Source organism: Roseovarius sp. MMSF_3298 (assembly GCF_030733705.1).
GTDB lineage: Bacteria > Pseudomonadota > Alphaproteobacteria > Rhodobacterales > Rhodobacteraceae > Roseovarius > Roseovarius confluentis.
In genome coordinates this window covers 29,347-52,621 of record NZ_JASHIN010000028.1, presented here as the reverse complement: position 1 = coordinate 52,621, position 23,275 = coordinate 29,347, and the positions used below count along the sequence as shown (strand labels likewise).

Sequence of the window (23,275 nt, the reverse complement as noted above, 5' to 3'; positions counted from 1 at the left end):
GAGGACGAGCTACGCGCGCGGGAAGAAGAACGGCTCCGCCGCGAAGAGGAAGCGAAACGGCTCGCGGACCTCGAACGTCGCGCAGCCGCGGAACGTGCGTTTCAGCAAAGCCGCATCACCTCGCCCACCATCGCCTTTGGCGGCACGTCGGGCGCAAATGAGACGGCTCTGACCGAACGGACTTTTGGCGAGGTTACGGATTTCGTGCTGAACGGGGCGCTGCCCTCTACCGTGACGCAGGCCGAGGTGATCGCCAATCCCTCAAACACCGTCATCCAGGGCACCATGATCCAGGCCGTCATGGAAACTGCCCTCGACAGCTCCCTGCCCGGCCAGACCCGTGCCGTGGTTTCCGAGGATGTCTACAGCGTCGATGGCGCGCGCCTCTTGATCCCGCGTGGATCCCGCCTCATCGGGCGGTATCTTTCGGGCGTTGATATCGCGCAGCGCCGCATCACCATCGCATGGGACCGGATCATCCTGCCCGACAACCAAACGATCCAGATCAGTTCCTTCGGGGGCGATGAACTTGGCCGCTCAGGTGTGACCGGCTTTGTCGATACCCGCTTCGATGAGCGTTTCGGGTCGGCCGCCCTGATCTCGCTGATTTCTGCGGCACCCAGTGTCGCCGCCTCCGAGGTCCAGGATGAGACTGCCGCCGACGTTCTCGAAGACGTGGGCGATGATCTAGCGGATGCCACGGACAGCGTGATTGGCGACTATCTCTCCATCGGTCCCGTCATCTTTGTCGACCAGGGTGCGCACGTCACGGTGATGGTCGACCGCGATCTGGAGATATTCTAAGCCCATGTCGCTGAGCTATCTCCAGACCTCGCTTGACCGGATCGACGCCGCCGCCCGCAACGATGTCATCGAGATCTGCATCAATCCTGACGGAACCTGCTGGGGCGAGTTCCAGGGGGATCATTTCATGCGAAAGCTGGACCAGGCGTTGACCGCAACCGAAGTGAAAGACCTCGGCAACCAGATCGCCTCTTCCGCCAACACAACGATGAGCAAGGACCGCCCGATCGTCTCGGTCTCGATCACCTACAAGGGCCGCCCGATCCGAGCGCAGGTCATCACCCCTCCCGCCGTGCTCTCGGCCATGTCGATCAGCCTGCGGTTTTTCTCAAGCCTTCCGCTCGAAGGGATCGCACTCGACTTTCTCTATGACAAGGAACGCAAGCTTGAAGAACTCCGCCTCGGGAAAACCCGCAAACTGCGCGAGGTCGTGGCCGCTGGTGTGATCGACGATGCCCTCGCCTTCTGCGTCGACAACAAGCTGAACATGATCGTTTCCGGGGGCACCTCCACTGGCAAGACCGTGGCTGCGCGCAAGATCCTCTCGCATATGCCTGCCGAAGAGCGCATCGTCACCATCGAAGAAGCCGCCGAACTTCTTCCGACCCAGCCCAATGCCGTGACCCTCATTGCCAATCGCGACGCGGAATTCCAGACCGCCGATGTGCTTCTGACCGCGACACTGCGCATGCGTCCTGACCGGATCATCCTCGGCGAAGTGCGCGGCAAGGAGGCCATGACCTTCCTCGAGGCCATCAACACCGGCCATGGCGGCTCCATGACCACGCTCCATGCCGAAACCCCGCAACTTGCCGTACAGCGTCTGGCCATCGCCGCGCTCAAGACCGAGATCCCGATGACCTATACAGACATGATCCAATACATCGAGAGTTCCATCGACGTGATCATCCAGGCTGGCCGCCACGACGGCCGGCGCGGCATCACCGAATTCTACCTCCCCGGCGCCAATGAGACTGGAGCTTACCAATGAAGACCTTTGAATATGACATCCTGTTCTTCCAGGTGAAGAAGCAAAAGGACTACGACGCGATGCGATGCGCCTTGAATGAGCGCGGAGCTGAGGGGTGGGAAGTCATCTCAGCCGAAGGCGGTGACTACGGCTATACCACGTTCTTGAAGCGAGAATCTTTGGCGACGAAGGCGGCTTCAGAATGATGCGGGTCGTCGCGACGGCAGGCCTGCTCGTCGTTCTCTGCGCAACCGCTGGCGTCGCTGACCGGAACCTGATCCCGACGCTCAAAAACCAGCCAGATGTCTGCCCTGACCAGCCTCCAGAGCCACAGTGGGTGCAAAACATCGATGTACGTGAGTCTCACAAACGGTTGCTGATGCAGCAAATCTACCGGGCTCAGAGTATGCAGCGCATTGTCGAGGCGCAAAACTGCGAGTGCGCCAAGCGGTATCCATCCTGGGAAAACGCCGAAAGCGTCTACATCGAGAGTTATGCCTCATCAGAATACTGGGACATCGTGGAAGCGACTTCCGAATACCGGCGCCATGCAAATGAGCTTCGACGCGAAGCCATGCTAATCTGCGAAGCAGCCGGGAACCGGTAGGTCTCTATGAGTGTCGTCACCTACTTCGTCGAAACGGCTGAAGGCTATCTCAATACCGCTGCTGAAACGCAATTCGGTGCGGTCGCCGCAACAGTCGGAACGACGCTGGTTCTCGGCACCACACTTGTTGTCATTCTCGTTTTCATCAACACGATCTACCAGTATCGCGCCATGGACGGGCGCACGGCCTTTTGGCTCGCCGTGAAGGTCGGGCTGATAGGTGTCTTTGCAACGAACTGGGTGCAGTTCAACATCCTTGCCGCGTCGATCCTGGACGGGATCGACAGCATTGCCGGGTCGCTCGTGGCCTCTGTCGGCGGTGGGTCACCGGGCCCATCCGGCACCTTTGCAGAGGAGTTCGATGACCTGATCGCGGCGCTCGGGGAATATTTGAATGCTGCGGGATCTGAACTGAACTGGATGGCCGGTGCCCTGTTGGACACCCTCGGGGTATTGCTGCTCTCGATCCTCGGTGGCCTAGCCGCGTTCATCGTCGTTGCGTCCAGGCTCATGATCGCTCTGCTGATCGGGATAGCACCGATCATGATCTTCCTGACACTTTTCGAAGTGACCAAGGATTATTTCGCGCGCTGGCTTTCGGCGCTGATTTCCTTTGCTATGTACCCGATTGTTGTTGCCGGTGTGTTCGCAACGATCACAGGTGTTTCGCGTGCGCTACTTGCTGAACTGGGCGACCCGGAAGGCGCCTCCAATATCGGCGCTCTCATTCCGTTCTTCATGATGGTGCTGATGGCAAAAGGGTTCATCATAGCTACGCCATTCCTGGTTCGGGCGATCTCTGGAAACATCATGATGCCAGCGCTCTCAGCCGGCTTCGGCGGCAGCTATGCCTTTGCCCGAGGCCTCGCAGGCAGCCAACAAGTATACAACCGGCACGCAATCGGAGGTGCGACTGGCGCGGAATACGCAGCCCTGCGCGCGCGCCAATTCTTCGGTGTGCAAGCGTTGCCAAGCCGACCCAATACTGCGGGAGGGGCAACCCCTTCTCCTGCCAGCGACGGGACCAGCACAGGAGCCCGAATGCTTGCGCAGCTTTCCAGGTTGGGCCGGCTAGGCAGGCGGTGAATGGCCTTGAGCCGCCATCGACCGATCGTTGGTACGCTGCGGCGGAGCTTCCGCGAAGCGGATATTGACCATTTGATTAAGAACGGCGTGTAGTCTAGCCTTTTACCTATACACACCGAGATCTCTTCAAGGTCTCGCTCAGGCGGTATCGACTTTCTTACCTATCCGTGGCCTCTTTATGGAGCTCATCCACACGCTCGAAGCGAAGATGGACGGTGGGCATGGACCGTGCGTCACTCTGGCTCGCCAACTAGAACCCTTTCCAATTAATTGGGATCGACACCTGAAGATGGGCTACGGACGGCCTGATACAGACGAAACTGAATCGACGAGCGCCATCCACTTCAGCTAAGAAGGAAGGAAACAACTCAAACAAACGCTTCTGCAGGCAAACATGACATCCAATCCAGAACCCAAGGATAAGCTGCAGAGAGCCATTACAGTGGACGATCGTCCCGGGCAGGAGGTTCTAGAAAGCCTGCGCACGAACGAAGTATTCGTGGCCATCGTCGGACCAGCCGGTGCAGGTTCAGGGACTGCCGCAAAGATCCTGAAGACTTTCCTTGAGGAAAGCGATTTTGAAGTTGAGATCATTAAGGCCAGCACTCTGATCCGAGCGGTTGCTGAAAGTGCGGGACACCCCGTGCCGCCAAGCGGCGCGCGTAAATCCATTGATAACGTCAAGATGATGCAGGATCGCGGCGATGAACTTCGAAAGGGGGAATTATATTCGCGTCCAGAAGATCACTCAGCAATTGCGCGTCTAGCACTAAAGGAAATTGCTGTACGGCGAGCATCATTGCAGGGCAAGGCTTTCTCTGGTGATCCAGTAGAGCCCGACGGGAAGCATAGAGCTTATATCGTTGATTCCCTCCGTCACCCTGCGGAAGTCTCCATTCTTCGTGAAGTTTATCAGGATGCATTTACGCTTCTTGGTATTGTCTGCGACCCCGCCAAACGAGAAAAAAGGATTCGAGAGAATTTTTTTGACAGGTCTCAATGGAGTGATCAGTCGGTAAAAGACCAGGTCCGAGACTTTTTGACCAGAGATGAGGACGCGCCTGAAAAGCATGGTCAGCATGTCTCAGATACCTTCCACGAGTCTGATTTCTTCGTCGATAACTCCGTAGATGCTGGTGAAGATCTCGCCTTGACAGGCATGAACGATCAGCTTCGTCGCTTCGTTAACCTCATCACACAATCGAAGATCGTTCGCCCAACTATTTCTGAAACGGCGATGCACCACGCACGCTCAGCTCAAATGAGGAGTGCGTGCTTGTCACGGCAGGTTGGCTCCGCTCTCGTGGACGCCAACGGGAACATTGTTGCGACCGGGACCAACGACGTTCCCCAAGCCGGTGGCGGCCTATACGGAGAAGGCTTCACGGTACAGCTAGAGGGCGACCAAAGATGTGCTTTCCGAGATTCGGTCTTTTGCAGCAGCAATAGAGAACAAAATAACATCATTGAGGAACTCGTCGATGAGTTTCCCGAGCTGATCGCCGGCAAAGATAGGTCTGATGTGCTGAAGCGAATTCGCGGGACGCGCATCGGAGGCTTGATTGAGTTCAGCCGGGCGGTTCACGCAGAGATGGATGCAATACTGTCTGCGTCGATCTCTGGTACATCACCTCGTGGCTGCCGGATGTATGTCACGACGTATCCATGTCATTATTGTGCACGGCACATCGTGGCTTCGGGGATCGATGAGGTGCAATTCATTGAGCCATACCCGAAGAGCAAAGCAACTGAGCTTCACAGCGATTCAATTACAACAGAATCTAACGACTGGCTGCCACCATCTCAAAATGGGACTCACGTCTTATTCCGGCCATTTGTAGGAGTTTCGCCCCGGCTTTATCGACGAGTCTTTCTGAAAGATCGCAGCTATAAGAACAAAGTGACGGGAAGTTTCGAATTTGGAGCTCCGGAATGGGGTCGCCCGACTGAAGTTTACAAGGTTTCGTACTCCGATATGGAATCGAAACTTGCTTTGGAGGTAGGCGATGCGTGACCGCAAGCTTCATCTTGTCTACAGTTCCACTCCCTCAGACGCGGCGAAAGCACAAAGGGCGGATTGGGGATTTGAGAATGCACGCCAACTGCAGTTATTCGACGATTTTGACAAGATACGAATTATGCTTGTGCCCGTTGCAGAGGTTTCTTCCCATTCTTTCCGGAAGGCAATAAGCGAAGCGTGTCCTACTCTCATTATCGATACGAGGGCATTCCCCGACTTCTTCTCGATCTTTTCATCTACAGATGAAGCATTTTCTGAATTTCGGTCCAAGGGGATCGAATACAAGCGCATTCCACTAGACCCCGGTGCTACCGACGAAGAGAGCTGGGCCAATCTCGATACATTGAAGCTGGTCCTCGGCGAATACCTAGAACGTCGTGCGGGTGCGCCCGTGTTACTTTTGACAAGCACCCCAAAGAAGTCAGAAAAATTAGCTGCGAAGGTGCCCGGTTACTTGTCACAGGAAGTTGCTGAGACTTTCGTTGAAGAATTTCCACTATGAATGAGGCTGATACATGCAGGAAACTCGTCGTTCCAAAGCTGCAGGCGGCGGGCTGGGACGATCTTCCGCATGCTATAAACGAGCAAAGAACCTTCACTGACGGTCGTGTTGTATTCATTGGTGGTAAGGCCCGCCGCGGCAAGCAGAAGCGATCCGACTATCTGCTACGTTACAACCAAGACTTCCCAATCGCCGTGGTTGAAGCGAAGTCTCGCTACAAGCATGCCGCTGAGGGGATTCAACAAGCCAAGGAATATGCGGAAATTCTTGGTCTACGGTTCGCGTATTCGACGAACGGCATCGAAATAGTCGAATTCGACTACACGACCGGCATCGAGCGAACCATTGCTGATTTCCCCGCACCTGATGACCTCTGGGCTCGGCTCCGCCGCGCCGAGGGAATTGACGACGACCAGGTGGCCGAACGGCTGTTGACGCCCACTTTTCCAGACCGAGCCAAGCCTCTGCGCTACTATCAGGAGATCGCCGTGAACCGCGCCGTTCAGGCGGCGCTCCAGGGCCGGAAGCGGGCACTACTCACACTGTGCACCGGAGCAGGCAAGACGGCCGTCGCCTTTCAGATCTGCTGGAAGCTCTGGTCGGCACGCTGGAATTCCAAAGGAAACAACCGGAACCCGAAGATCCTATTTCTCGCGGATCGCAACGTGCTTGTCGACGACCCGATGGCGAAAGATTTCAGGCCATTCAATGACGCCCGGCATAAGATCGCCGGCGGTATGGCGGTCAAGAGTCGCGACATGTATTTCGCGATATACCAGTCCATCGCGCGTGATGAGAACCGTCCCGGCCTCTACCGGGAATATGCGCGCGATTTCTTCGATCTCATCGTCATTGACGAATGTCATCGCGGCAGTGCTCGCGACGACAGCAACTGGCGGGAAATCCTCGAATGGTTCGAGCCTGCGACCCAGATCGGGATGACAGCGACGCCGCGTCGAGAGGACAATGTCGATACCTACAACTATTTCGGTGATCCGCTTTACGAGTACAGCCTCTCTCAGGGCATCGCTGACGGCTTCCTGGCCCCGTATCGGGTCCATCGCGTCATATCGGACTACGATGCTGCCGGCTGGCGACCAACGCGGGGTGAACTCGATCGCTATGGACGCGAGATCCCCGACGCGGAATACTCCACGCGGGACTTCGAGCGGGTCGTAGCGCTGCGTGCACGAACGCAGGCCATTGCGAGACATCTCGCGGGCTTCATGGCCGAGACCGACCGCTTTGCGAAGACCATCGTCTTCTGCGTCGACCAAGAGCACGCGCTCGAGATGCGGCAGGCGCTCGCCGCCCGGAACACCGATCTCGTGAAGGACAATCCCGACTACGTTTGCCGCGTGACGTCGGACGAAGGCGATGTGGGAAGCGCGCACAGGGCGAAGTTTCAGGATGTCGAAACCCAAACACCGGTCATCCTAACCACGTCGCAGCTCCTCACGACCGGCGTTGACGCCCCGACCTGCAAGAACGTCGTGCTCGCGCGGGTCGTGGGCTCCATGCCGGAGTTCAAGCAGATCATCGGACGGGGCACCCGTCTCAGGCCCGACTATGGCAAGCTCGCCTTCAACATCATCGACTACACCGGAACCGCGACGCGAATGTTCGCCGATCCCGCCTTTGACGGCGATCCCGTCCGCGAGGACGAAGCGGTCATCAATGCCGACGGTGACATCGTGGAAGAGCGCGAGATCGAAGACGTGGCGCCGGATCCGGGCGATCTTCCTGAAGGGCCCGATATCCCGGATGGACCCGTCGAGCTGGAGGACGAGGGCGAGAACGGGCCCCGCAAGTTCTATGTCGACGGCGGTGAGGTCGCGATTGTCCGGCACCTCGTGTACGAACTCGATTCCGACGGTCGGCAACTCGCCTGCCGCCAGCTCACCGACTATACCGGCGACAAGGTTCGCACGCTCTATCCAAATGCGTCAGAACTGCGGGCGGACTGGCTCGATCCCGAACGCCGGGCGGAAATCGTCGAACGGCTCGAGGAAAAGGGCATCGACCTCGATTCCCTGGCTGATGCGGTCGGAAAGCCGGAGGCCGATCCGTTCGATCTTCTCTGCCATCTCGCCTATAACGCGCCGCTGCGAACCCGGCGCGAGCGCGCTGACCGCCTAGTGAGGGAGGAGGACGAGTTTCTGGGCCGCTTTGGGCCGGACGCCCGCGAAGTTTTGGATGCCGTGCTTGAGAAGTATGCCGAACATGGCAGTGCCCAGTTCAAGCTGCCCGACATCCTGGAAGTGCCCCCGTTCAACGAGTGGGGCAACGTCATCGAAATCGCCGCCCGCTTCGGCGGGGGCAAGGAGCTGCGCAGCGCCGTCACCGAGCTGCAGCGACTGCTCTACACCGCTTGAATTGAAGGAGATCCAACTTGGCCAGAACCGCCCGCAAGAAGGCTGCGCCGAAGCAACTGACCACTGCCCAGCGTCTCGACAGCATTATCAAGTCCGCACGCAAGATCATGCGGAAGGATAAGGGGTTGAACGGCGACCTCGATCGGTTGCCGATGCTCACCTGGATCATGTTCCTGAAGTTCCTCGACGACATGGAGCGGATCGAGGAAGGGCGCGCGGAGCTCGCCGGCAAGGACTATCGCCCGATCATCGAGGCTCCTTATCGCTGGCGCGACTGGGCGGCAGATGCGGACGGCATTACCGGCCCCGACCTCCTGTCGTTTCTCGTTTCCGAAATGACCGAGCGTCCGGACGGCACCCGCGGCCCAGGTCTGTTCGCCTATCTTCGCGGTCTGCGCGGCGACAACGGGCGGCGCGAGCGGCGTGACGTGATCGCGACTGTCTTTCAGGGCTTCGCCAACCGCATGGAAAGCGGCTACCTGTTGCGCGACGTAGTCAATCTGGTCGACGGTATCCACTTCGACTCGTCGGAGGAAGTCCATACCCTTGGTCGCCTCTACGAGACGCTGCTGCGCGAGATGCGTGACGCGGCAGGGGACTCAGGCGAGTTCTACACGCCCCGGCCGGTCGTGCGGTTCATGGTCGAGGTGACCGATCCAAAACTGGGCGAGACCATCCTCGATCCGGCATGCGGCACCGGCGGATTTCTGACAGAGGCCTTTCAGCATCTCGAGCGGCAGGCAGACACGGTCGAGAAGCGGCGCATCCTGCAGGAAGACAGCTTCTTCGGTGGCGAGGCCAAGTCGCTGCCGTTCCTGCTGTCCCAGCTCAACCTCCTGCTGCACGGCTTGCACGCCCCGCGCATCGACCCCGGCAACGCCCTTCGCTTCCGCCTGGCCGAAATCGGCGAGGATCAGCGGGTCAATGTCATCCTGACCAATCCGCCATTCGGCGGCGAGGAGGAGGCAGGCATCCTCAACAACTTCCCCGAGGACAGGCGCACGGCCGAGACGGCACTGCTGTTCCTGCAACTGATCATGCGGCGGTTGAAGCGTGCCGGACGCGGGCAGGCCGCGGTTGTCGTTCCGCACGGCACGCTGTTCGGCGATGGCATTTCGGCGCGGATCAAGGCGGACCTGCTCGAGAAGTTCAACCTGCACACGGTTGTCCGGCTGCGTGAAGGGGTATTCGCGCCTTACACGGACATCCCGGCAAACCTGATCTTCTTCGACACGACCGGACCGACGAAGGACATCTGGTACTACGAGATGCCGCTGCCTGAGGGCCGCAAAAAATACTCGAAGACGGCGCCCATGACCTATGAGGAGTTTGCGGACTGCCTCGCTTGGTGGAAGAAGCGCGAGCCGAACGAGCGCGCCTGGAAGGTCTCGGCCGCTGACCTTATCCAGCGCGACGATCAGGATCGTGTCGTCGCCTGCAACCTGGACATCAAGAACCCCCATTCCGGCGAGGTCGTCGATCACCGTGCGCCGGCCGAGATCGTGGACGCGATCATCGCACAGGAGCAGCGGATCATCGGCATCATGGACGAGATTAAGGCCGTGCTGGCGGAGCGGGTGTGATGTGGAGATCGATTTCAATCTCCGATTTCCTCACCAAGTCGGACAGTTTGGTACCTGTCGAACCTGACGTTCGGTACAAGCAGATCACGGCGCGTCTTTGGGGAAAGGGCCTGACGCTTCGCGCTGAAGTTCCTGGCAGCGCGATTGCAGCCGCACGACAATGTCGGGCAAAATCAGGGCAGTTTCTGGTTTCGAGGATCGATGCTCGACATGGCGCATTTGGGATCGTACCCGAGGACTTGGACGGCGCTTTGGTCAGTAACGATTTTCCTTGCTTCGACATCGATGCTTCACGAGTACTACCGCACTACTTTGAGTGGTATTCACGGACTCCAGAGTTCGTCGATCTGTGTCGCCGGGCGAGCGAAGGATCGACAAACCGCGTGCGCATGAAGGAAGATCAGTTCCTGAAAATGTCGGTCCCGCTTCCGCCTTTAGATGAGCAACGCCGCATCGTCGAGAAGCTCGACGGAGTTGCAGCGCTAGTGGACGAACGCCGCAGCGCCATTGAGGCAGCTGAGCGCGAAACACAGGCACTGCTGCTGAAAGCCTTCCAACACGCCGTCGACGGCGCTCCTCTGCACCCCATGGCCGAGGTTGCGCCCCTCGTGCGCAGGCCGGTCGAGATCGATCTCAATGCCACTTATCCGGAACTCGGTGTCCGGTCCTTTGGCCGGGGAACGTTTCACAAACCTAGTCTGCCTGGCGCGGAAGTCGGTAACAAAAAGCTGTTCCGCATTTGCACCGGCGACCTCGTGTTCAACATCGTGTTCGCATGGGAGGGCGCTGTCGCCGTCGCGCAGCCCGCAGATAACGGCCGTGTCGGATCACACCGTTTCCTGACCTGTGTCCCCGCTCCAGACACCGCGACTGTCGAATTCCTGCGCTTCTACTTCTCGACGGCCGAAGGGTTGCAGAAACTGGGGGAAGCATCCCCTGGCGGCGCCGGGCGAAACCGGACGCTTGGATTGAAGAAGCTCGAGATTTTGGAAGTGCCAGTGCCGCCAATCAGCCGGCAGCACTGGTTCGACCGCTTACAAGCAAAGGCTCAAGAAGCGCGCTTGATCCGTGCCAAAACCGCGCAAGACATAGAAGCGCTCATCCTGTCCATGCTCCACGAAGTATTCGGAACGCAAGAGCAGGCAGCTTAGGGATGGTTAGGCCGGGTTCCCCGGAACTGTTACAGCCCAAATTTTTGTGTCTGGGCTCGGTGTGCGTTTGCCTTTTGTAAGTTCAAAGCGCAGCAATCCGGCTTTCCGGTTCTTTGCCGCGATCTTGTTGAGGTGTGTGGTCCGCACCGGCACTTGCTCCATCACCTCGCTGGCAAGTGAGCCGAAGGCGACCCCCGGCCTCTGTGACACTGTACGAAGCATGAGTTCGGTCGCCCAGCCGACATGTGCAGAACATCCGACCCCGTCGTGGTCGGTCTCGAACGCTACTATCTGATCCTCGGGGAACAGTTGCGACTGCCCGCTTTCCTCTGTCTGGATTGCGTGACGCGTGCGGACGGCTTCCTTCTCCACCTTTTCCTGGACGGTCCGGAACACCTCGACCCCAAACCCGCTGTGAGTCCCCAAGATCAGTCGCATCTTGACCCGATCCTCGCGCGGCTTTCGAATAGCCATATCCGTCAGGTACGTGGCGACCCGCTCCTCTTTCATCTTGGTCTTCAAGAGTTGCAGAATTTTGGTTTCGTTGGAGCCCTCCGGCATTGCCTCGAAGGCATCCTTCCAAGCCGGATCCGCGAGGAAACGGCCGACAGATGCCGCCACTCCATCCCAACCGGCGTGCCTGTTCACCTCTTCGGCCATGAAGTTGAACAGAAATTCGCCGTTCAGACCTCGAAGAAATTCAAAGACCTTAGCGGATTCAACGTTCCAGCCTGTGGGATCGATGAACGTGAATGTGAAGCCGTCCCGGCAGGCAGCGCTTATACCGTCGAGGTTGTTTTCAAACGGGCCAGAGAACACCCGAATGTTGAACTCCGGCTTCTCGGCCGCGAATACCCGCAACTTTTCGACAGAGGCCGGGTTCCGTTCGCAGAAACAAAATCGGACCTTGAGTCCCGTACGCCCCATATCGAGCAAAGATCGACGAACCGTTTCCAGCGTTTCGATGGCTTGGGAAAAGGAGGCGTCGGAATACCTGCTGGTGTCAGATACCCGCCACGGGCCTGCGAAGGCGTCCACGAAGTTGAAGACCGGCGATCTGCCTTGAAACAGCTTGTAGGCTGCTGACTCGAGATACTTGTTGAGAAACAGATGCTTGATGAAGGACTGCTCGCGCCCTTGGTAGTTTACTATCCTTGGCGGCATCAGGCATCCTCGGGCTGTAGGGCGCGAATGATCGGTTCGGGAACGATCTGCCAAGGAAAGCCATTCCACTCTTCGCCATCGAGAAGGCGGCCACCGGATTTCGGCCTCGCGCCGCCCCACTGCTTGAAGAAGAACGCCACATCGTCACGATCACAAATGTCACGAAGTTGACGGGCCCATCCTTCCTGCATTGATCGAGCGCGAGGCCCGCTCTCTCCTCCTACGATAGCCCAAGCAACACCTTGCAGGTTCACGTCCCCAATTGGGCCAAGCAGCGGTTCGAACGATATGAAGCGTGCGTCTGAATTGATCTGCTTCAAGTGCTCGATCCTGCTGGTATGCGCGGAGTCCTCAACCGAGACACCGAGCCAGATATGGCGCGGGATCGGCCCACCCTGATAGCGATTGCGGACAAAGTTGCGCATGAGGGAACTGCGCTTGGTCAGGACCTGGTAGACATGCCAGTCAGCCTGCTCCATGGCATCGAACACCTTGGCCACGAAGGATCGGTTGATGTCCTTGTGGAACAGGTCGCTCATTGAGTTCACAAAGATCATCCGCGGCTTCTTCCAGAGCGCGGGCTGTTTCAGCCTCGTCGGCCAGAGCGTCAGGTCAAATCCTTGCTCATAAGGGTGGCCCGGAATACCACGCCAGCGTTCTGCGAAGCGCTCTGCATAGCAGTTGTCACATCCAGGGCCCACCTTGGTGCAGCCGGTCACTGGGTTCCATGTCGCGTCCGTCCATTCGATCTCTGATTTCTGGGCCAACTGCTCGCCTCGCTGTTGTATTAATGGTAGCACAAACCTGACTTGGCACAAATAATGAACGCCCGGATGGCCTGCACCCCCCTTTTTGAGATGTTACAAGCTCGCGCCGCGGAATCCGTTCCATCCGCCGGTCGGATGGACTCTCAACATGCATGATTTTCAAAATCCAAGAGCCCGAATAAAGGCGAATCCATACGCGGTTCTTAGCCGGTCAAAAGCTCCGTTCGCACACTCTTTGAAGATGGAGGAAGCTGGTTTCAAAGAAAAGGGTTCGCTGGGGCAAAGGGCGGTCCACCTGAGTTCCGAACCTCCGGTTGCGTAGGTTGAATTCAATTGCTTCGCATTTGCGGCGCACTTCCGCACTCCGCCCGACTAGCAGAATATTATGCCCGCCACCTTATCGAGCAACCAACTTTTCACCATCCCCCTCTCGCAGCATCGCTTCCATGTTGTCCAAGCCATCGACTGCAGAACGCATCTGCGCCTCATCATCCACAACCACTGCCTCGGCATCCACAACCTGGCCCCCAAAATCCATCTCCATCTGTCGCTGCTCCTCTGCGATAACAGCTTGAACGATGGGCGCGGTCTTCTTTGGAACGACATCAGTTTGCCCTGACGATTGGAACTCAGCAGCCTGGCGTGCGGCCTCAACATCGGCCTTGGGCCCACTTGGCCCGTCCGACGGCGGTGTCATCGGCATCGCTTGAACACTCAGCGGCAGCGTGCCTTGCGATCCCCCTTCCCCCGGCTCCGGAAACGGCAATTCGCCCGTCTGCGCCACATGGATCGCCTTGAAGAGCCGGTCGTCAAAATACTGAATCCGCTTTGCGCGGACCGGCATTTGCGCATCGATCACCATGACGATCTCGTCGAGCGGCAAGCGGCGCGCCTCATCTTCAGGGAGCAACGAGCTTTCTTCGGTCCGTGTGGATTGGCTGCGCCCTTCAAAGGGGTTCTTGCCGATGGACTGAGAGCGCGTGATGACGGTCTTCGTGGTCTTGCCAACCGCCTTGCTCAGTTCCTCGACGGTCTTCTCATCCGAGGGCGTCAGGTAGAGCTTCACGCCTGCGTTGCCCTGCAGGGCGCGGCGGGTGTTCTCGCCGTAGATTTCATCGAGGGCGGGGATCGTCTGGGTAACCACGGCCAAGTGGCCGCGATAGGTGCGCAGGGTCTCGATGCTCTCGACCACGATGGGCATCTTTCCGAGGCGATTGAACTCGTCGAGCATGATCATCACCGGCCAAGGCTCATCCGGCCCCGGATCCTTTTCCTGCATGGCCGAGAGCAGGTCGGAGAAGAAGAGCCGGATCAGCGGCGCGAGCGGCTTCACCATGAGGGGCTGGACGACAAGATAGACCGAGAAGGGCTTCTTCCGGATCGTCCGGAAATCAAAGTCCGACACCGCCGTCGCCTCGTCTATGGCTGGGTTCTGCCATTGGTCGAGCCCCGAGGTCATCAGGAGCGACACGTATGAGGTCAACGTGTCGTTGTTGGTGGACGCCAGCCGCGTAAAGATCAGCTTGGCGGCTCGGTTATCCACCTCATGGCCGCGCGCGAAATACTCCTTCTGCTTGTTCCCGCCCGAGGCGGCAATGCGATAGATCTCGCCCAGAGTCGGGCGCTTGCGCTGGAAGGCCAAGAGCCCTGCCGCGACGAAGAGATCGATCCCGCCCTTAAGGAGGCCCTGCACCCGGTCATTGTCGCTCTGCAGGAACAGCGTCGCCAGGAGCTGCAATTCCATCTGCTGACGCGCGGGGTCTTTCAGCTCGAAGATTCGCAGGAGCGGGTTGTAGCGATGCGTGCGCCTGCCCTCCCAATCGGTGGGAGCAAAGCGATAGACCTTGTCGCCTTGGGCGGCGCGGTGCCGGGCCGTGGCCTCAAAGCACTCGCCTTTTACGTCTAGCGTCACGGCGGAGCCCTGCCAGGTCAGCAGGTTCGGAATGACAAAGCCCGTGGTCTTGCCGCGACCCGTGGGGGCCACGATCAGCGCATGCGGGAAGACTTTCGAGCAAATGTATTTTGCGCGGGAGCGGGGCGTCCCCAGTTTGCCAAGGATGAACCCTGTCCCGGGCGCGCCGAAAAACCCATTGGACTTCATCTCGCGGGCAGACTGCCAATGGGTCTGGCCAAAGCGTGTGAGAGCAGACCCCGAGAGGGCGAGGCTCAGCATCATGCCAGCGGCGGCAAAGCTGCCGATGATCAGATGGATGAGTTGGGCATCCTCCGGACGGCGGTCCAGGATCGCCATGTAGTTCTGCGCGATGTAGGCGAAGTCGATCTCGGCCCCAAAGCCAAGGTCCTGGTAGGTCAGCACGGCCGAAGCGATGGTATAGCCCATGGCCCCGGTCACAAGCGTCACAAGAAGCACACCGGTCGCGATCCGCGCTTTTCCCATGGTGGCGCTCAATGGATCTGGCCCCGCTCGGTCTCGCCATCCACGTCCGTCGCGCGGTGTTTTTCATACTCAGCATCGGCAAGTTCATCGACCACCTGACGCAGGGCATCCGTATTGGCCGTCGCGGCATTAGATTGCAAGTAGACCTTGGCGACATAGAGCCTGTCGAGGCGGTCCTCGAGAACCTTGTCCAACGCATCGGCATCGCCGGATGTGAGCCGCGCAAGTTGGCGGTCATCCAGCACCCGTGCGATCTCACCGCGGAAGGCATCGCGCTCCACCTCGGTCTCGAAGGGCGCAGACAACTCCCCTGCCCGCTCATGGTCCAGAACGCGCGCAATCTCGTCTGCGAGGCGGTCGGTACGGTCAGTCTGCGGCGCCGTTTCATCTTGGGTTGCTAGACGTTCGTCACGCGTGCCAATCCCAAGCCCGTCGCGCATCTCGGCTTCGCGGCGAACCTGATTGACGGCCTCAGTGTTCCGGATCTCGACGACGGCCGCATAGGTCGCGCCAAGCCCGCGGGCGAGGTGGGACGGCATGTCCGGATAGCGCGCGCGGAAGTCATCTGCGACCGCATCTGCAACGGGCGTGCGGAGGTCGCGTCCCTCCATGATCCGGTCGACATCGCGGGCGATCTCGCCGGCGCGGGCCGCATCGGTGATGGTCTCCCTGTAGGGCTCAGACCGGTCGATCACATCGCCTGGGCGTGCGAGCAGGTCCGGGTGTGCCTCGAGATAAACGCGCTGCTCCGCCTCGATCCGGCGCTCCGCCCGCGAGACAACCTCCCAATCCCGGTCCTCGATCTGCTGCGTTGTCAAACCCTCGGCGCGCATCTCCTGACGGATTGTCCCTTCCATCTCCCGGACCGCGCCCTCATGATAATGGAACCGCTCGCTGACCGGTTCCGCTTCCACGACACCATCCCGACGCAGCACGTTCTCCCGTTCCAGCAAAGTGCCAAGGTTGACATGCACATCGTTGAGAACGTCGCGCGCCTGTTCCAGGTCGGCACGGCGTTCGAGGTTCAGATCGCGCGCCTCGGCCACCTTGGAGAGATCATCGGCGATCCATTGATGCTCGAGCGCTGCATTGGAGGCACCGGTCTCGATCCGGGCCACCACTTCCGATGTGCTGATACCCGTGCCCCGCAGAGCAGCATCGATCCGTGAGCGCAGGCGCGGCTCTGTGAGGTGCTCCAATTGGTTCTCTTGGATGTTCGCCTCGGAATAGATCCCGCCCTCCGAGGGGGCCTCTGACAGCGTGGATGATCGCAGCCTCAAGGGCTGCATGTGCTGGACCTGCGTCTGGATCTCGATGAGGCGTTTTTCCAGCACGGGGCGTTCCGCGTCCGCCTTCTCGGCGATCATGCCCTGTACCCGCGCGAGCTTCTCCGCATAGAGGCTTCTTAGATCCTCGAAACTCTGATCCTCGGCCATGTACACATCTCCTGTTCGGTCCACCTGCCCGCCGCGCGCCAGCATCTCGCCCGCGCGGAAGAGGGCTGCGGCAATATCCTCGCGGGCCTCCCGGGAGGCTTCCGCAGCAAGCGAGTGGTAGGCAGTTCTGGTGTTGGCGATCTCCGCCAGCGTCCGCGTCAAGTCATGCCCCACGCGTTCGCGCTCGCGGGGCGTGCGCCCCTCTTCTTTCGCCGCATAGATCTCGCTGGTCCGGGCGGGGTAATGCAAAATCCCGCGGTCCACCCGGCGCGTGGCCTCCAGGCGCACACCGTACTTCTCCGCCTCCTCGACCATGGCGAGGCGGAAGTCGTCATAGTTGAAGCGATGGTTGCTCCCGAGGAAAAAGAACTCGCCTTCTTGCGAACGGCGGTTGAGCACCAGATGCGCATGGGGGTGATCGCGGTCTTCATGCACCGCGACGATGTAGTCGAAATGCCCCGCGTCGGTCTGGAAGAACCGCTCGGCCACATCCGTCGCGATGTCGCGCACATACTCACCCCGCGTGCCGATGGGGAAGGACATGAGCATATGGGTGGTCTGCCCAAGCTTGGGTTTGAAACCCGCGTCCCACCGCTTGGCAAAGCGCTCGGTCAGGTCCTTGATGTCCTTCGCCTCGAGCTTCGCCTTCCCATCCAGAAACCCGCTGCTGTCCACGATATGGGTGGACTTGGTGGTAAGGTAATCGAGCTGGTTGGCAAGCTGCGATTTGGTATGCGTACCCCCGCTCCGGATCGCCTTGAAGACTGCTGGCCGATGCCCTGCAGCCGCGCGCACAAGCTGGCTCTGCTTGGCCACGTGCAGCCCCTGCATCGAACCCCGGATCCGGCTCCAGCCGTCCCGAAAGACCTCGCCAGTAACCGCGGCAACCGCATCATTCAGCCGCATGGGCAAACTCCCTCAGCGCGGCCGTGGCCTGCAGCTGCATGGCGTCACGACGGCGGCGCAGGAGCAGGTCGATCTCGTCAGCGGAATCCAGAATGAACCGCGCCAACCCGCGCATCTGCGCGAGGCGCAGTTCCGAGAACTCGGCACTCGTGCCTCCATCAGCCTCCTGCCCCTGCCGGTTCGCCTTTGTCATCTGCTTGGCGATCTGCGCGACCCCATTGCCGACCTCGTGCAGCGAGGCGCGATAGCGCGCCATCTCCGCCGCCATCTGCGCGTCCGGAACGAACACCCCGCCTGCCGCCTGAATGAGCCGCCGCAGCCCCTCGGCCCGGCTTTCGATCCCGGCCGCAGCCAGCACCGCGTCGAGGGCTGCAAGCTCCGCGGCCGTCACCTTCACACTGACCGCTGAAACCGGGATCGCGGCATCTGTCTTGCGCTCGGCATCGGCCTTGAGCGTGTACTGAATCGCCCGGACCGATACGCCAAACCTCTCTGCCAGCGCAGATGTCGAGATACCTTCGGCAGCCTCGCGAACGATCTCCATGCGGTCCGCATCTGTGAGACGTTTTGAGCGCGTCATGCGAAGAAAGACCCCCTATTTCCTGCCACCTTCCACCAAGGCTGCCCCAACCTTACGATAATATACCCATCTGTCAAATATATACTTACGTCGCATTTAGGCTCAGGCAGCCTTGGTGTCCGCTTCCCCCGCGGCCCGCAGGGACGCGGCTCTGCCGCCCTCACCATCGGGCGACCCACCTGTCCAATGGCTCCCCTTCCCCAGCACCGCCCGAGGGTCTGGCCGAACACGCATGTGTTCGGACGGAACCGCGGGCGGGCGCAAACCCCACCGACAGGGCGGACAGGCAGGGTCAAGGAGGGCCAGATTTGGCTTGCCAAATCTCTGCCGCAAAAACCGGGAGGCCCTGGCCGATAGGTTTTTGTAGATGGCCCCCTTGAGGTTGACTGTCCGCCCTGTCGCGGCCTGACCCTTCCGGGGGGAGTGCGTCCCTTGAACGCGCAGCGACCGGCACCAAGAGGAGGTCGCTGTAGGCGATCACACGCGCCGGTGACGGCATCCCTGGAACAGGGATCGGGCCGCCCCAAGATCGTCCTGGGGCGGCCCATCCTAGTGAGAGGATTCAGTCCTGGGGATCCTTCGCGCTCGGCGGGAACATCACCAGCTCCGAGACCGCGACCGGGAAGTCGAGCTTGAGGCTGAAGAACTCCGAGCCGTCCCCGTTGCGGGTGTTGCGGAACATCGCACCCACGCGCTGAAAACGGGTGCGCTCCTGGCCATCTGTGTCGATGAACTTGACGGGAACGGTGGCGATGTAGTGGTTGGTCATTTGGGTTACTCCTTGTTGCGATGGGGATCTGCCAGCACGGGGGCAAGAGGCCCGGTCGCAAGCGCAAATGCGGAGGGTCCGCGGCTCCGCCGTGGAAGCCGTATTTGTGCTTGCCGGAGCGTCAGCGGAGGGCACGATTGGGCCGACCCCGTGCGATCCACATCTATGAGCAAAAAGGAGTGATCCGGATGATCCTTGCCATCACGCCGACGCCACCATCCGCGTCCCGTCGATCCTGGCCGGGGTGCTGATAGAGCCCGCCCGCGTGGGTGCGATGTTCCGAAACACCACCCGAGGGACGTGCAGGTCTTCAGCCTCAAGTGGGACGTTTCGATCCCTCGCGTCTTGCACCGCTGACGATGTGCGTGAGGTGCGCACCATCCCCAGCCCGTACCGATGCGGATGGGCCGAACTCTGACGGGCTGGGTAGAGGGATGACGGTGCTGGACGCCGTGAGCTGCCGATCAAGTGTGACCGATCGCACGCGCCATGAGACACGACGAAAGGGCCGCGCCAAGCGCGACCCCCTCCCTTCAATCTTGCGCAGTCTTCTTCGCCGAGTCAGCAACCCGCATGACCGTCAGGCCTTTCGCTTCCGCTTTCTGCCCTAGGTTCAGCGCGACTCCGTTGCCGCCGAAGAGCACAACCCCTGTCGCCGCGAACTTGTCGTCCAGCATCTCGTCGTTGCACTTGAACGGTGCCGCCCGCCCATGTGCGGACCAGCGCGGATCGAACCGCGCCTGCGCCACTCCGCGTGCCCGGGCCCACCGCGCCGCAATCATCTCCGCCCCGTGCTTGCCACCCTTGTGGCAGAGGAAGATCTCCTGATTGCGGTTCTGCTTGATCCGCTCGCGAACCTTGTCGAGCGTGTTGAAGATCACATCGACATTGGTCCAGTCGGTGGCGCCTGAGACGATCAGGGGCACCCCCTCGACTTTCGACTTCTCGGCAGTCTCGCGGTCGTGCTGCTCCAGAAGCTGCCGCGCCTCGAAGACCGCCCCGGTCTCTTGCGCCCGGGTGCTTGCGCGCGATCCGGCTGCCGGGATGAAGGCGTGGCCCGTCTCGACCTCGTAGCATTCCGCTGCGGCCTCGCTCATCACCTCAATTGCGCCGACGATCTCGCGCAGCTGCAGGAAGCGCGCCTGCGCCTCTTCGAGCGCGGTCTCGGCGATCTCGGATCCATCGTGGGATTTTGCGAGCGCGCCGATCTTGTCAGCTGTGCGGTCGACCTCCTTGCCGAGCGCCACCTTGCGGCGCTGCAGGATCGTGGCGAGCCCATGCGCCAGCGGTTCGATCTCCGCCTCGAGCCCGGTCCCGCGCAGCGAGCCAAGTAGAGCCTCGAAGCTCTCGCGGATGATGCGGTCGGTCAGGACGTGATCCTCCGGGATCGGCAGCTGCGCGTCCTTCTCGGTCAGCCCGAAAAGCTCAATGGTCTCGTAGGTGTTCGCGGTGTCGTAAGCCATGTCTGGTCTCCAGTGTTCATTTCCAAGGCCACCACGTGAGTGTGGTGGCATGGCCGAATGCCTGGTTTCCGAATCTGCCCGGGTCAGGGACGGCGCAGCCGCCGGCTCGCCGGGCGCAAAAGTTTTCCGCGCGCAGCACCCGACATATGTGCGCCTTCACGCACTGGACCACCCTCCCCGCCAGCCCCGCCCTCGCCGAAAAGTTTTGCGATCCTTGAGGCGGGCTGATTTGGGGGCCATCCGGAGGATATGCTTCCGCACTCATGTGTGTGTGTTTTGACGGTAGGTTTGCCCGACCCGAGCAGGCAAACGGCCCGACCGGACGCGGGAGACGGATGAAGCGGCGGGATCGTTTTGGCCTCGGCCAAAACAGACCAGAGCGCAATCCGGCGGAGCGGCCAGGGAGAGACGTGCTCGCGAGGCGGGCAAACCGGGATGCCGGGTGCTGCGCCGCGGTGAGGCCGCATGGCCGAATGCGCGACGGACCGAAGGGCCGTTCTCCCCTGCGACACGCGAAGCCGAGCTGGGGAGGCCGCAAGGCTTAGCCCAAGGTTGATGTGCTGGCGACGCTGCTGCCGACTATAGTGATTGCTTTTCCGGGCATTGGACGTGATGGGCGGGAGCCAGTCATTCGCTGCGCCTTGGACTAACGGCAGCGATGCGTAGGAAGTGGACTTCGCAAAGTTGCGGGTTTTGGCGGCGGGTGGAGATACATATGCTGCGTGCGCATCTGGAAAAACCGTCTTTTGCCGTAGGGGCAGCCACCATACATCATCCAACGGAAGGGATTCGGGGCAAAACTGCTCTCGCGGTAAGGATATCGGCGTCGGTACTAACCATTACTTGCCGCTTAGCCACCGCCGGAAACGTTGCCAAAGACCTTGTGGCACATCCGCATTTGCCATTGATGCGGGGGCTTCCGGCGCATCGTAATACCGACCTTTGGCGCGACGGTCGTGCGCCCGTCCAGCGGCAATCTGTTCATCACTCATATCACCTGCCCACCGGATATTGCTGTGCTTGATCCAGTAATGCGACCGGCAAGGAAAGCTCCAGTTCCCGATGGACGGCGAGAGCGAGATCGACACACCGTCATAGCCCATCTTCCAGTCCGTCGGGCTTAAGGGCGTGACGACTTCCCTGCCACAGCCGCAGGCGCATTTGTGAACGGCCGTTGCGTAATCCATGGCGAGGTACAGAACGCCCTCCTCGGTCTGCTCGGGGATCGCATCTACAAATTTGTGGGTAATCTTCTTAATCGTCATCGCGCCCGTCCATGTTGTTTATCGTGTTGCCATCAATCGTGTAGTTGCTGGAATGCTCGCCCTCAAAATCGGCGTAAAACCCTACAAGCTTCTTCCACCGGATCACCGCGAGCGTCGCGTTCAGGGCGTTCAGGTCAGCCACCTGGATGTTGGTGGCGTAAGCATCATCTACGTCCGCCTCGCCCATGCCGACGCGGCGACGAAGCGGCTCTCGCTGTTCGGCGGTGCTCAGCGTCACCCGCAGCACACCCACCAGGGCATCGTCGCCCATCTCGATCCCCATACCAACATCTATGAAGGGGGTGCCCTGTTCTTCGAGGTGTTCGACAGCCGGGCGTTTGGCGGCGCCAGAGTCAACGCACACAAAGACGAAATCCATCTCGTTCAGCAGGTCCACGTTGGATTCGTCGAGATAGACTGGATGCGGGACGATCCCTTTACGCATGGGCGCATAAAGCGCTGCGAAGTAATCGACCTTCTTGTTCCGTTCCCGCAGTGTTTCAATGCTGGGTGCGCCCGGGCTACGGAACGCGTTGTGCTGCAGGAAATCATCACCGTCGATAAGATGCAGCTCGCGGATCGGCGTCTTAGCGAGCAGATCGAGCACATAAGAGCCTGTTCCGCCGAGGCCAACAATGGCGACCTTGTTCATCGCCAGCTTTTCGGAAAAACCGCCGATTCCGGCCCGTGTCGAGGCTGTGTCCTGGTAGTTGAATACCGGATCAGGTTCATCGGAGTCTGCGACGACGTAGGTGCGCGCATCAGCCGTCGGATCGATTTTACGCGCGGGCGATGCGATCATCTCCACATAGGTGGTCATTTTGTGTTCGTAGTCGCGGTAGCCCTCTTTTGGCTTGGCCGAAAACATGTGGTCTACCGTGATGTCTTTGCCGAGGCTCTGGCGTTTGCTGGAGTGCCTGATGCCTTCGAGTGTCTTGCCATTGTGATCGCAAGGATGCTCGCCCACGAAGTACGCCTTATGGTCGCTCGGCGCCATCGTCTCGCCACCGTTCGTCTGCAGAACAGAAACGAGCGTGCCAAGCTTTACCTCGCGATTGGCGTTCACGTAGGGCACGTTGGAGATCACGAGGTGGCCACTTTTCACAGCCACCTCGTATCCGCCTTCTTCGAGGGCCTTGAGATCGGCGTTACGACTTATCAGTTGCCGTGACATTGAAGATCATGCCCTCCTTCAGCTTCACGGTATCGCCCTCATCCAGCGTGCCCTCGGGCTTGTTGCCCTGGCCGCGCCGGTAGGTAATGGTGAAGCAGATCAACTCGCCCGTGGGCGGGTTTTCGTAAGCAAGCGCGACCAGATCGTCCTCGCCAAGTTCTGTCGCCGTCACCGTCTTCTCGCGGCCGTTCACAACAATCGTGTACTCTTTTTCCGGTTTGCCTTTTTCGTCCTTCGGCATGGCCAGGTCCTTTC

The 23,275-nt window shown here is 60.0% G+C and carries 20 protein-coding genes; 10 read left to right on the top strand and 10 right to left on the bottom strand.

The features are described from left to right. From RBB18_RS19430 to RBB18_RS19385, 10 genes are all read left to right on the top strand, one after another. A partial coding sequence (locus RBB18_RS19430) for a TrbI/VirB10 family protein (protein ID WP_306112127.1) occupies positions 1-804 on the top strand: 804 nt, incomplete at its 5' end. A 4-nt stretch (positions 805-808) separates the two neighbouring features. Next, positions 809-1,795, top strand: coding sequence for an ATPase, T2SS/T4P/T4SS family (locus RBB18_RS19425; protein WP_306112126.1), 987 nt, complete (start codon positions 809-811; stop codon positions 1,793-1,795). Continuing rightward, positions 1,792-1,980 carry a hypothetical protein gene (locus RBB18_RS19420; protein ID WP_306112125.1) on the top strand — a complete coding sequence of 63 codons (189 nt, stop codon included), beginning with the start codon at positions 1,792-1,794 and terminating at the stop codon, positions 1,978-1,980. The genes RBB18_RS19425 and RBB18_RS19420 overlap by 4 nt, the downstream gene beginning before the upstream one ends. After that, positions 1,977-2,381: a hypothetical protein gene (locus RBB18_RS19415; protein ID WP_306112124.1), complete on the top strand. Its 405-nt coding sequence runs from the start codon at positions 1,977-1,979 to the stop codon at positions 2,379-2,381. The genes RBB18_RS19420 and RBB18_RS19415 overlap by 4 nt, the downstream gene beginning before the upstream one ends. 6 nt (positions 2,382-2,387) lie before the next feature. Next, positions 2,388-3,467 carry a type IV secretion system protein gene (locus tag RBB18_RS19410; RefSeq protein WP_306112123.1) on the top strand — a complete coding sequence of 360 codons (1,080 nt, stop codon included), beginning with the start codon at positions 2,388-2,390 and terminating at the stop codon, positions 3,465-3,467. 394 nt (positions 3,468-3,861) lie between these two features. After that, on the top strand, positions 3,862-5,481 hold the full coding sequence (locus RBB18_RS19405; RefSeq protein ID WP_306121267.1) for an anti-phage dCTP deaminase: 1,620 nt from the start codon (positions 3,862-3,864) through the stop codon (positions 5,479-5,481). Continuing rightward, a complete protein-coding gene (locus RBB18_RS19400; RefSeq protein ID WP_306112121.1) occupies positions 5,474-5,989 on the top strand; it encodes a hypothetical protein in 516 nt (171 codons plus the stop codon). Before RBB18_RS19405 ends, RBB18_RS19400 begins: the two co-directional genes overlap by 8 nt. Next, on the top strand, positions 5,986-8,364 hold the full coding sequence (gene hsdR, locus RBB18_RS19395) for an EcoAI/FtnUII family type I restriction enzme subunit R (protein ID WP_306112120.1): 2,379 nt from the start codon (positions 5,986-5,988) through the stop codon (positions 8,362-8,364). The genes RBB18_RS19400 and hsdR overlap by 4 nt, the downstream gene beginning before the upstream one ends. A 17-nt stretch (positions 8,365-8,381) precedes the next feature. Further along, the gene (locus tag RBB18_RS19390) at positions 8,382-9,947 is read left to right on the top strand and encodes a class I SAM-dependent DNA methyltransferase (protein ID WP_306112119.1); all 1,566 of its coding nucleotides are present in this window, start codon (positions 8,382-8,384) and stop codon (positions 9,945-9,947) included. After that, on the top strand, positions 9,947-11,098 hold the full coding sequence (locus tag RBB18_RS19385; protein ID WP_306112118.1) for a restriction endonuclease subunit S: 1,152 nt from the start codon (positions 9,947-9,949) through the stop codon (positions 11,096-11,098). Before RBB18_RS19390 ends, RBB18_RS19385 begins: the two co-directional genes overlap by 1 nt. A 6-nt stretch (positions 11,099-11,104) precedes the next feature. Here RBB18_RS19385 and tcmP read toward each other — a convergent pair whose 3' ends face one another. The 10 genes from tcmP to RBB18_RS19335 form a co-directional block, all read right to left on the bottom strand. Continuing rightward, positions 11,105-12,262 (bottom strand): three-Cys-motif partner protein TcmP, encoded by a 1,158-nt coding sequence (tcmP, locus tag RBB18_RS19380; RefSeq protein WP_306112117.1) that lies wholly within the window; start codon positions 12,260-12,262, stop codon positions 11,105-11,107. Further along, complete coding sequence (locus RBB18_RS19375) at positions 12,262-13,029, bottom strand: DUF5131 family protein (RefSeq protein ID WP_306112116.1); 768 nt, start codon at positions 13,027-13,029, stop codon at positions 12,262-12,264. Before RBB18_RS19375 ends, tcmP begins: the two co-directional genes overlap by 1 nt. A gap of 397 nt (positions 13,030-13,426) precedes the next feature. Then, positions 13,427-15,427 (bottom strand): type IV secretory system conjugative DNA transfer family protein, encoded by a 2,001-nt coding sequence (locus RBB18_RS19370; RefSeq protein ID WP_306112115.1) that lies wholly within the window; start codon positions 15,425-15,427, stop codon positions 13,427-13,429. 8 nt (positions 15,428-15,435) lie between these two features. Beyond that, a complete protein-coding gene (locus RBB18_RS19365) occupies positions 15,436-17,769 on the bottom strand; it encodes a relaxase/mobilization nuclease domain-containing protein (RefSeq protein WP_306112114.1) in 2,334 nt (777 codons plus the stop codon). Further along, the gene (locus RBB18_RS19360) at positions 17,756-18,349 is read right to left on the bottom strand and encodes a helix-turn-helix domain-containing protein (protein WP_371931682.1); all 594 of its coding nucleotides are present in this window, start codon (positions 18,347-18,349) and stop codon (positions 17,756-17,758) included. Before RBB18_RS19360 ends, RBB18_RS19365 begins: the two co-directional genes overlap by 14 nt. Positions 18,350-18,911: 562 nt before the next feature. Further along, entirely contained in the window at positions 18,912-19,118 is a 207-nt protein-coding gene (locus RBB18_RS19355) for a hypothetical protein (protein ID WP_306112112.1), read from the bottom strand. Positions 19,119-19,651: 533 nt separating this feature from the next. Continuing rightward, positions 19,652-20,581, bottom strand: a complete 930-nt coding sequence (locus tag RBB18_RS19350; RefSeq protein ID WP_306112111.1) for a DUF2493 domain-containing protein — start codon at positions 20,579-20,581, stop codon at positions 19,652-19,654. 839 nt (positions 20,582-21,420) lie between these two features. Continuing rightward, positions 21,421-21,846, bottom strand: a complete 426-nt coding sequence (locus tag RBB18_RS19345; RefSeq protein ID WP_065331957.1) for a DUF6527 family protein — start codon at positions 21,844-21,846, stop codon at positions 21,421-21,423. Further along, entirely contained in the window at positions 21,836-23,020 is a 1,185-nt protein-coding gene (locus tag RBB18_RS19340) for a ThiF family adenylyltransferase (protein ID WP_306112110.1), read from the bottom strand. The genes RBB18_RS19345 and RBB18_RS19340 overlap by 11 nt, the downstream gene beginning before the upstream one ends. Further along, the gene (locus RBB18_RS19335) at positions 22,995-23,261 is read right to left on the bottom strand and encodes a multiubiquitin domain-containing protein (RefSeq protein WP_152467447.1); all 267 of its coding nucleotides are present in this window, start codon (positions 23,259-23,261) and stop codon (positions 22,995-22,997) included. Before RBB18_RS19335 ends, RBB18_RS19340 begins: the two co-directional genes overlap by 26 nt. Between the last annotated feature and the right edge of the window lie 14 nt (positions 23,262-23,275).

Excerpts from the sequence above, each read along its gene's own strand:
- RBB18_RS19365 (WP_306112114.1), bottom strand. The coding sequence starts at position 17,769 with ATGCGGCTGAATGATGCGGTTGCCGCGGTTACTGGCGAGGTCTTTCGG.
- RBB18_RS19355 (WP_306112112.1), bottom strand. The coding sequence starts at position 19,118 with ATGACCAACCACTACATCGCCACCGTTCCCGTCAAGTTCATCGACACA.
- RBB18_RS19425 (WP_306112126.1), top strand. The coding sequence starts at position 809 with ATGTCGCTGAGCTATCTCCAGACCTCGCTTGACCGGATCGACGCCGCC.
- hsdR (WP_306112120.1), top strand. The coding sequence starts at position 5,986 with ATGAATGAGGCTGATACATGCAGGAAACTCGTCGTTCCAAAGCTGCAG.
- RBB18_RS19405 (WP_306121267.1), top strand. The coding sequence starts at position 3,862 with ATGACATCCAATCCAGAACCCAAGGATAAGCTGCAGAGAGCCATTACA.
- tcmP (WP_306112117.1), bottom strand. The coding sequence starts at position 12,262 with ATGCCGCCAAGGATAGTAAACTACCAAGGGCGCGAGCAGTCCTTCATC.
- RBB18_RS19345 (WP_065331957.1), bottom strand. The coding sequence starts at position 21,846 with ATGACGATTAAGAAGATTACCCACAAATTTGTAGATGCGATCCCCGAG.
- RBB18_RS19335 (WP_152467447.1), bottom strand. The coding sequence starts at position 23,261 with ATGCCGAAGGACGAAAAAGGCAAACCGGAAAAAGAGTACACGATTGTT.
- RBB18_RS19360 (WP_371931682.1), bottom strand. The coding sequence starts at position 18,349 with ATGACGCGCTCAAAACGTCTCACAGATGCGGACCGCATGGAGATCGTT.
- RBB18_RS19370 (WP_306112115.1), bottom strand. The coding sequence starts at position 15,427 with ATGGGAAAAGCGCGGATCGCGACCGGTGTGCTTCTTGTGACGCTTGTG.
- RBB18_RS19340 (WP_306112110.1), bottom strand. The coding sequence starts at position 23,020 with ATGTCACGGCAACTGATAAGTCGTAACGCCGATCTCAAGGCCCTCGAA.
- RBB18_RS19420 (WP_306112125.1), top strand. The coding sequence starts at position 1,792 with ATGAAGACCTTTGAATATGACATCCTGTTCTTCCAGGTGAAGAAGCAA.
- RBB18_RS19415 (WP_306112124.1), top strand. The coding sequence starts at position 1,977 with ATGATGCGGGTCGTCGCGACGGCAGGCCTGCTCGTCGTTCTCTGCGCA.
- RBB18_RS19385 (WP_306112118.1), top strand. The coding sequence starts at position 9,947 with ATGTGGAGATCGATTTCAATCTCCGATTTCCTCACCAAGTCGGACAGT.
- RBB18_RS19400 (WP_306112121.1), top strand. The coding sequence starts at position 5,474 with ATGCGTGACCGCAAGCTTCATCTTGTCTACAGTTCCACTCCCTCAGAC.
- RBB18_RS19410 (WP_306112123.1), top strand. The coding sequence starts at position 2,388 with ATGAGTGTCGTCACCTACTTCGTCGAAACGGCTGAAGGCTATCTCAAT.
- RBB18_RS19350 (WP_306112111.1), bottom strand. The coding sequence starts at position 20,581 with ATGGCTTACGACACCGCGAACACCTACGAGACCATTGAGCTTTTCGGG.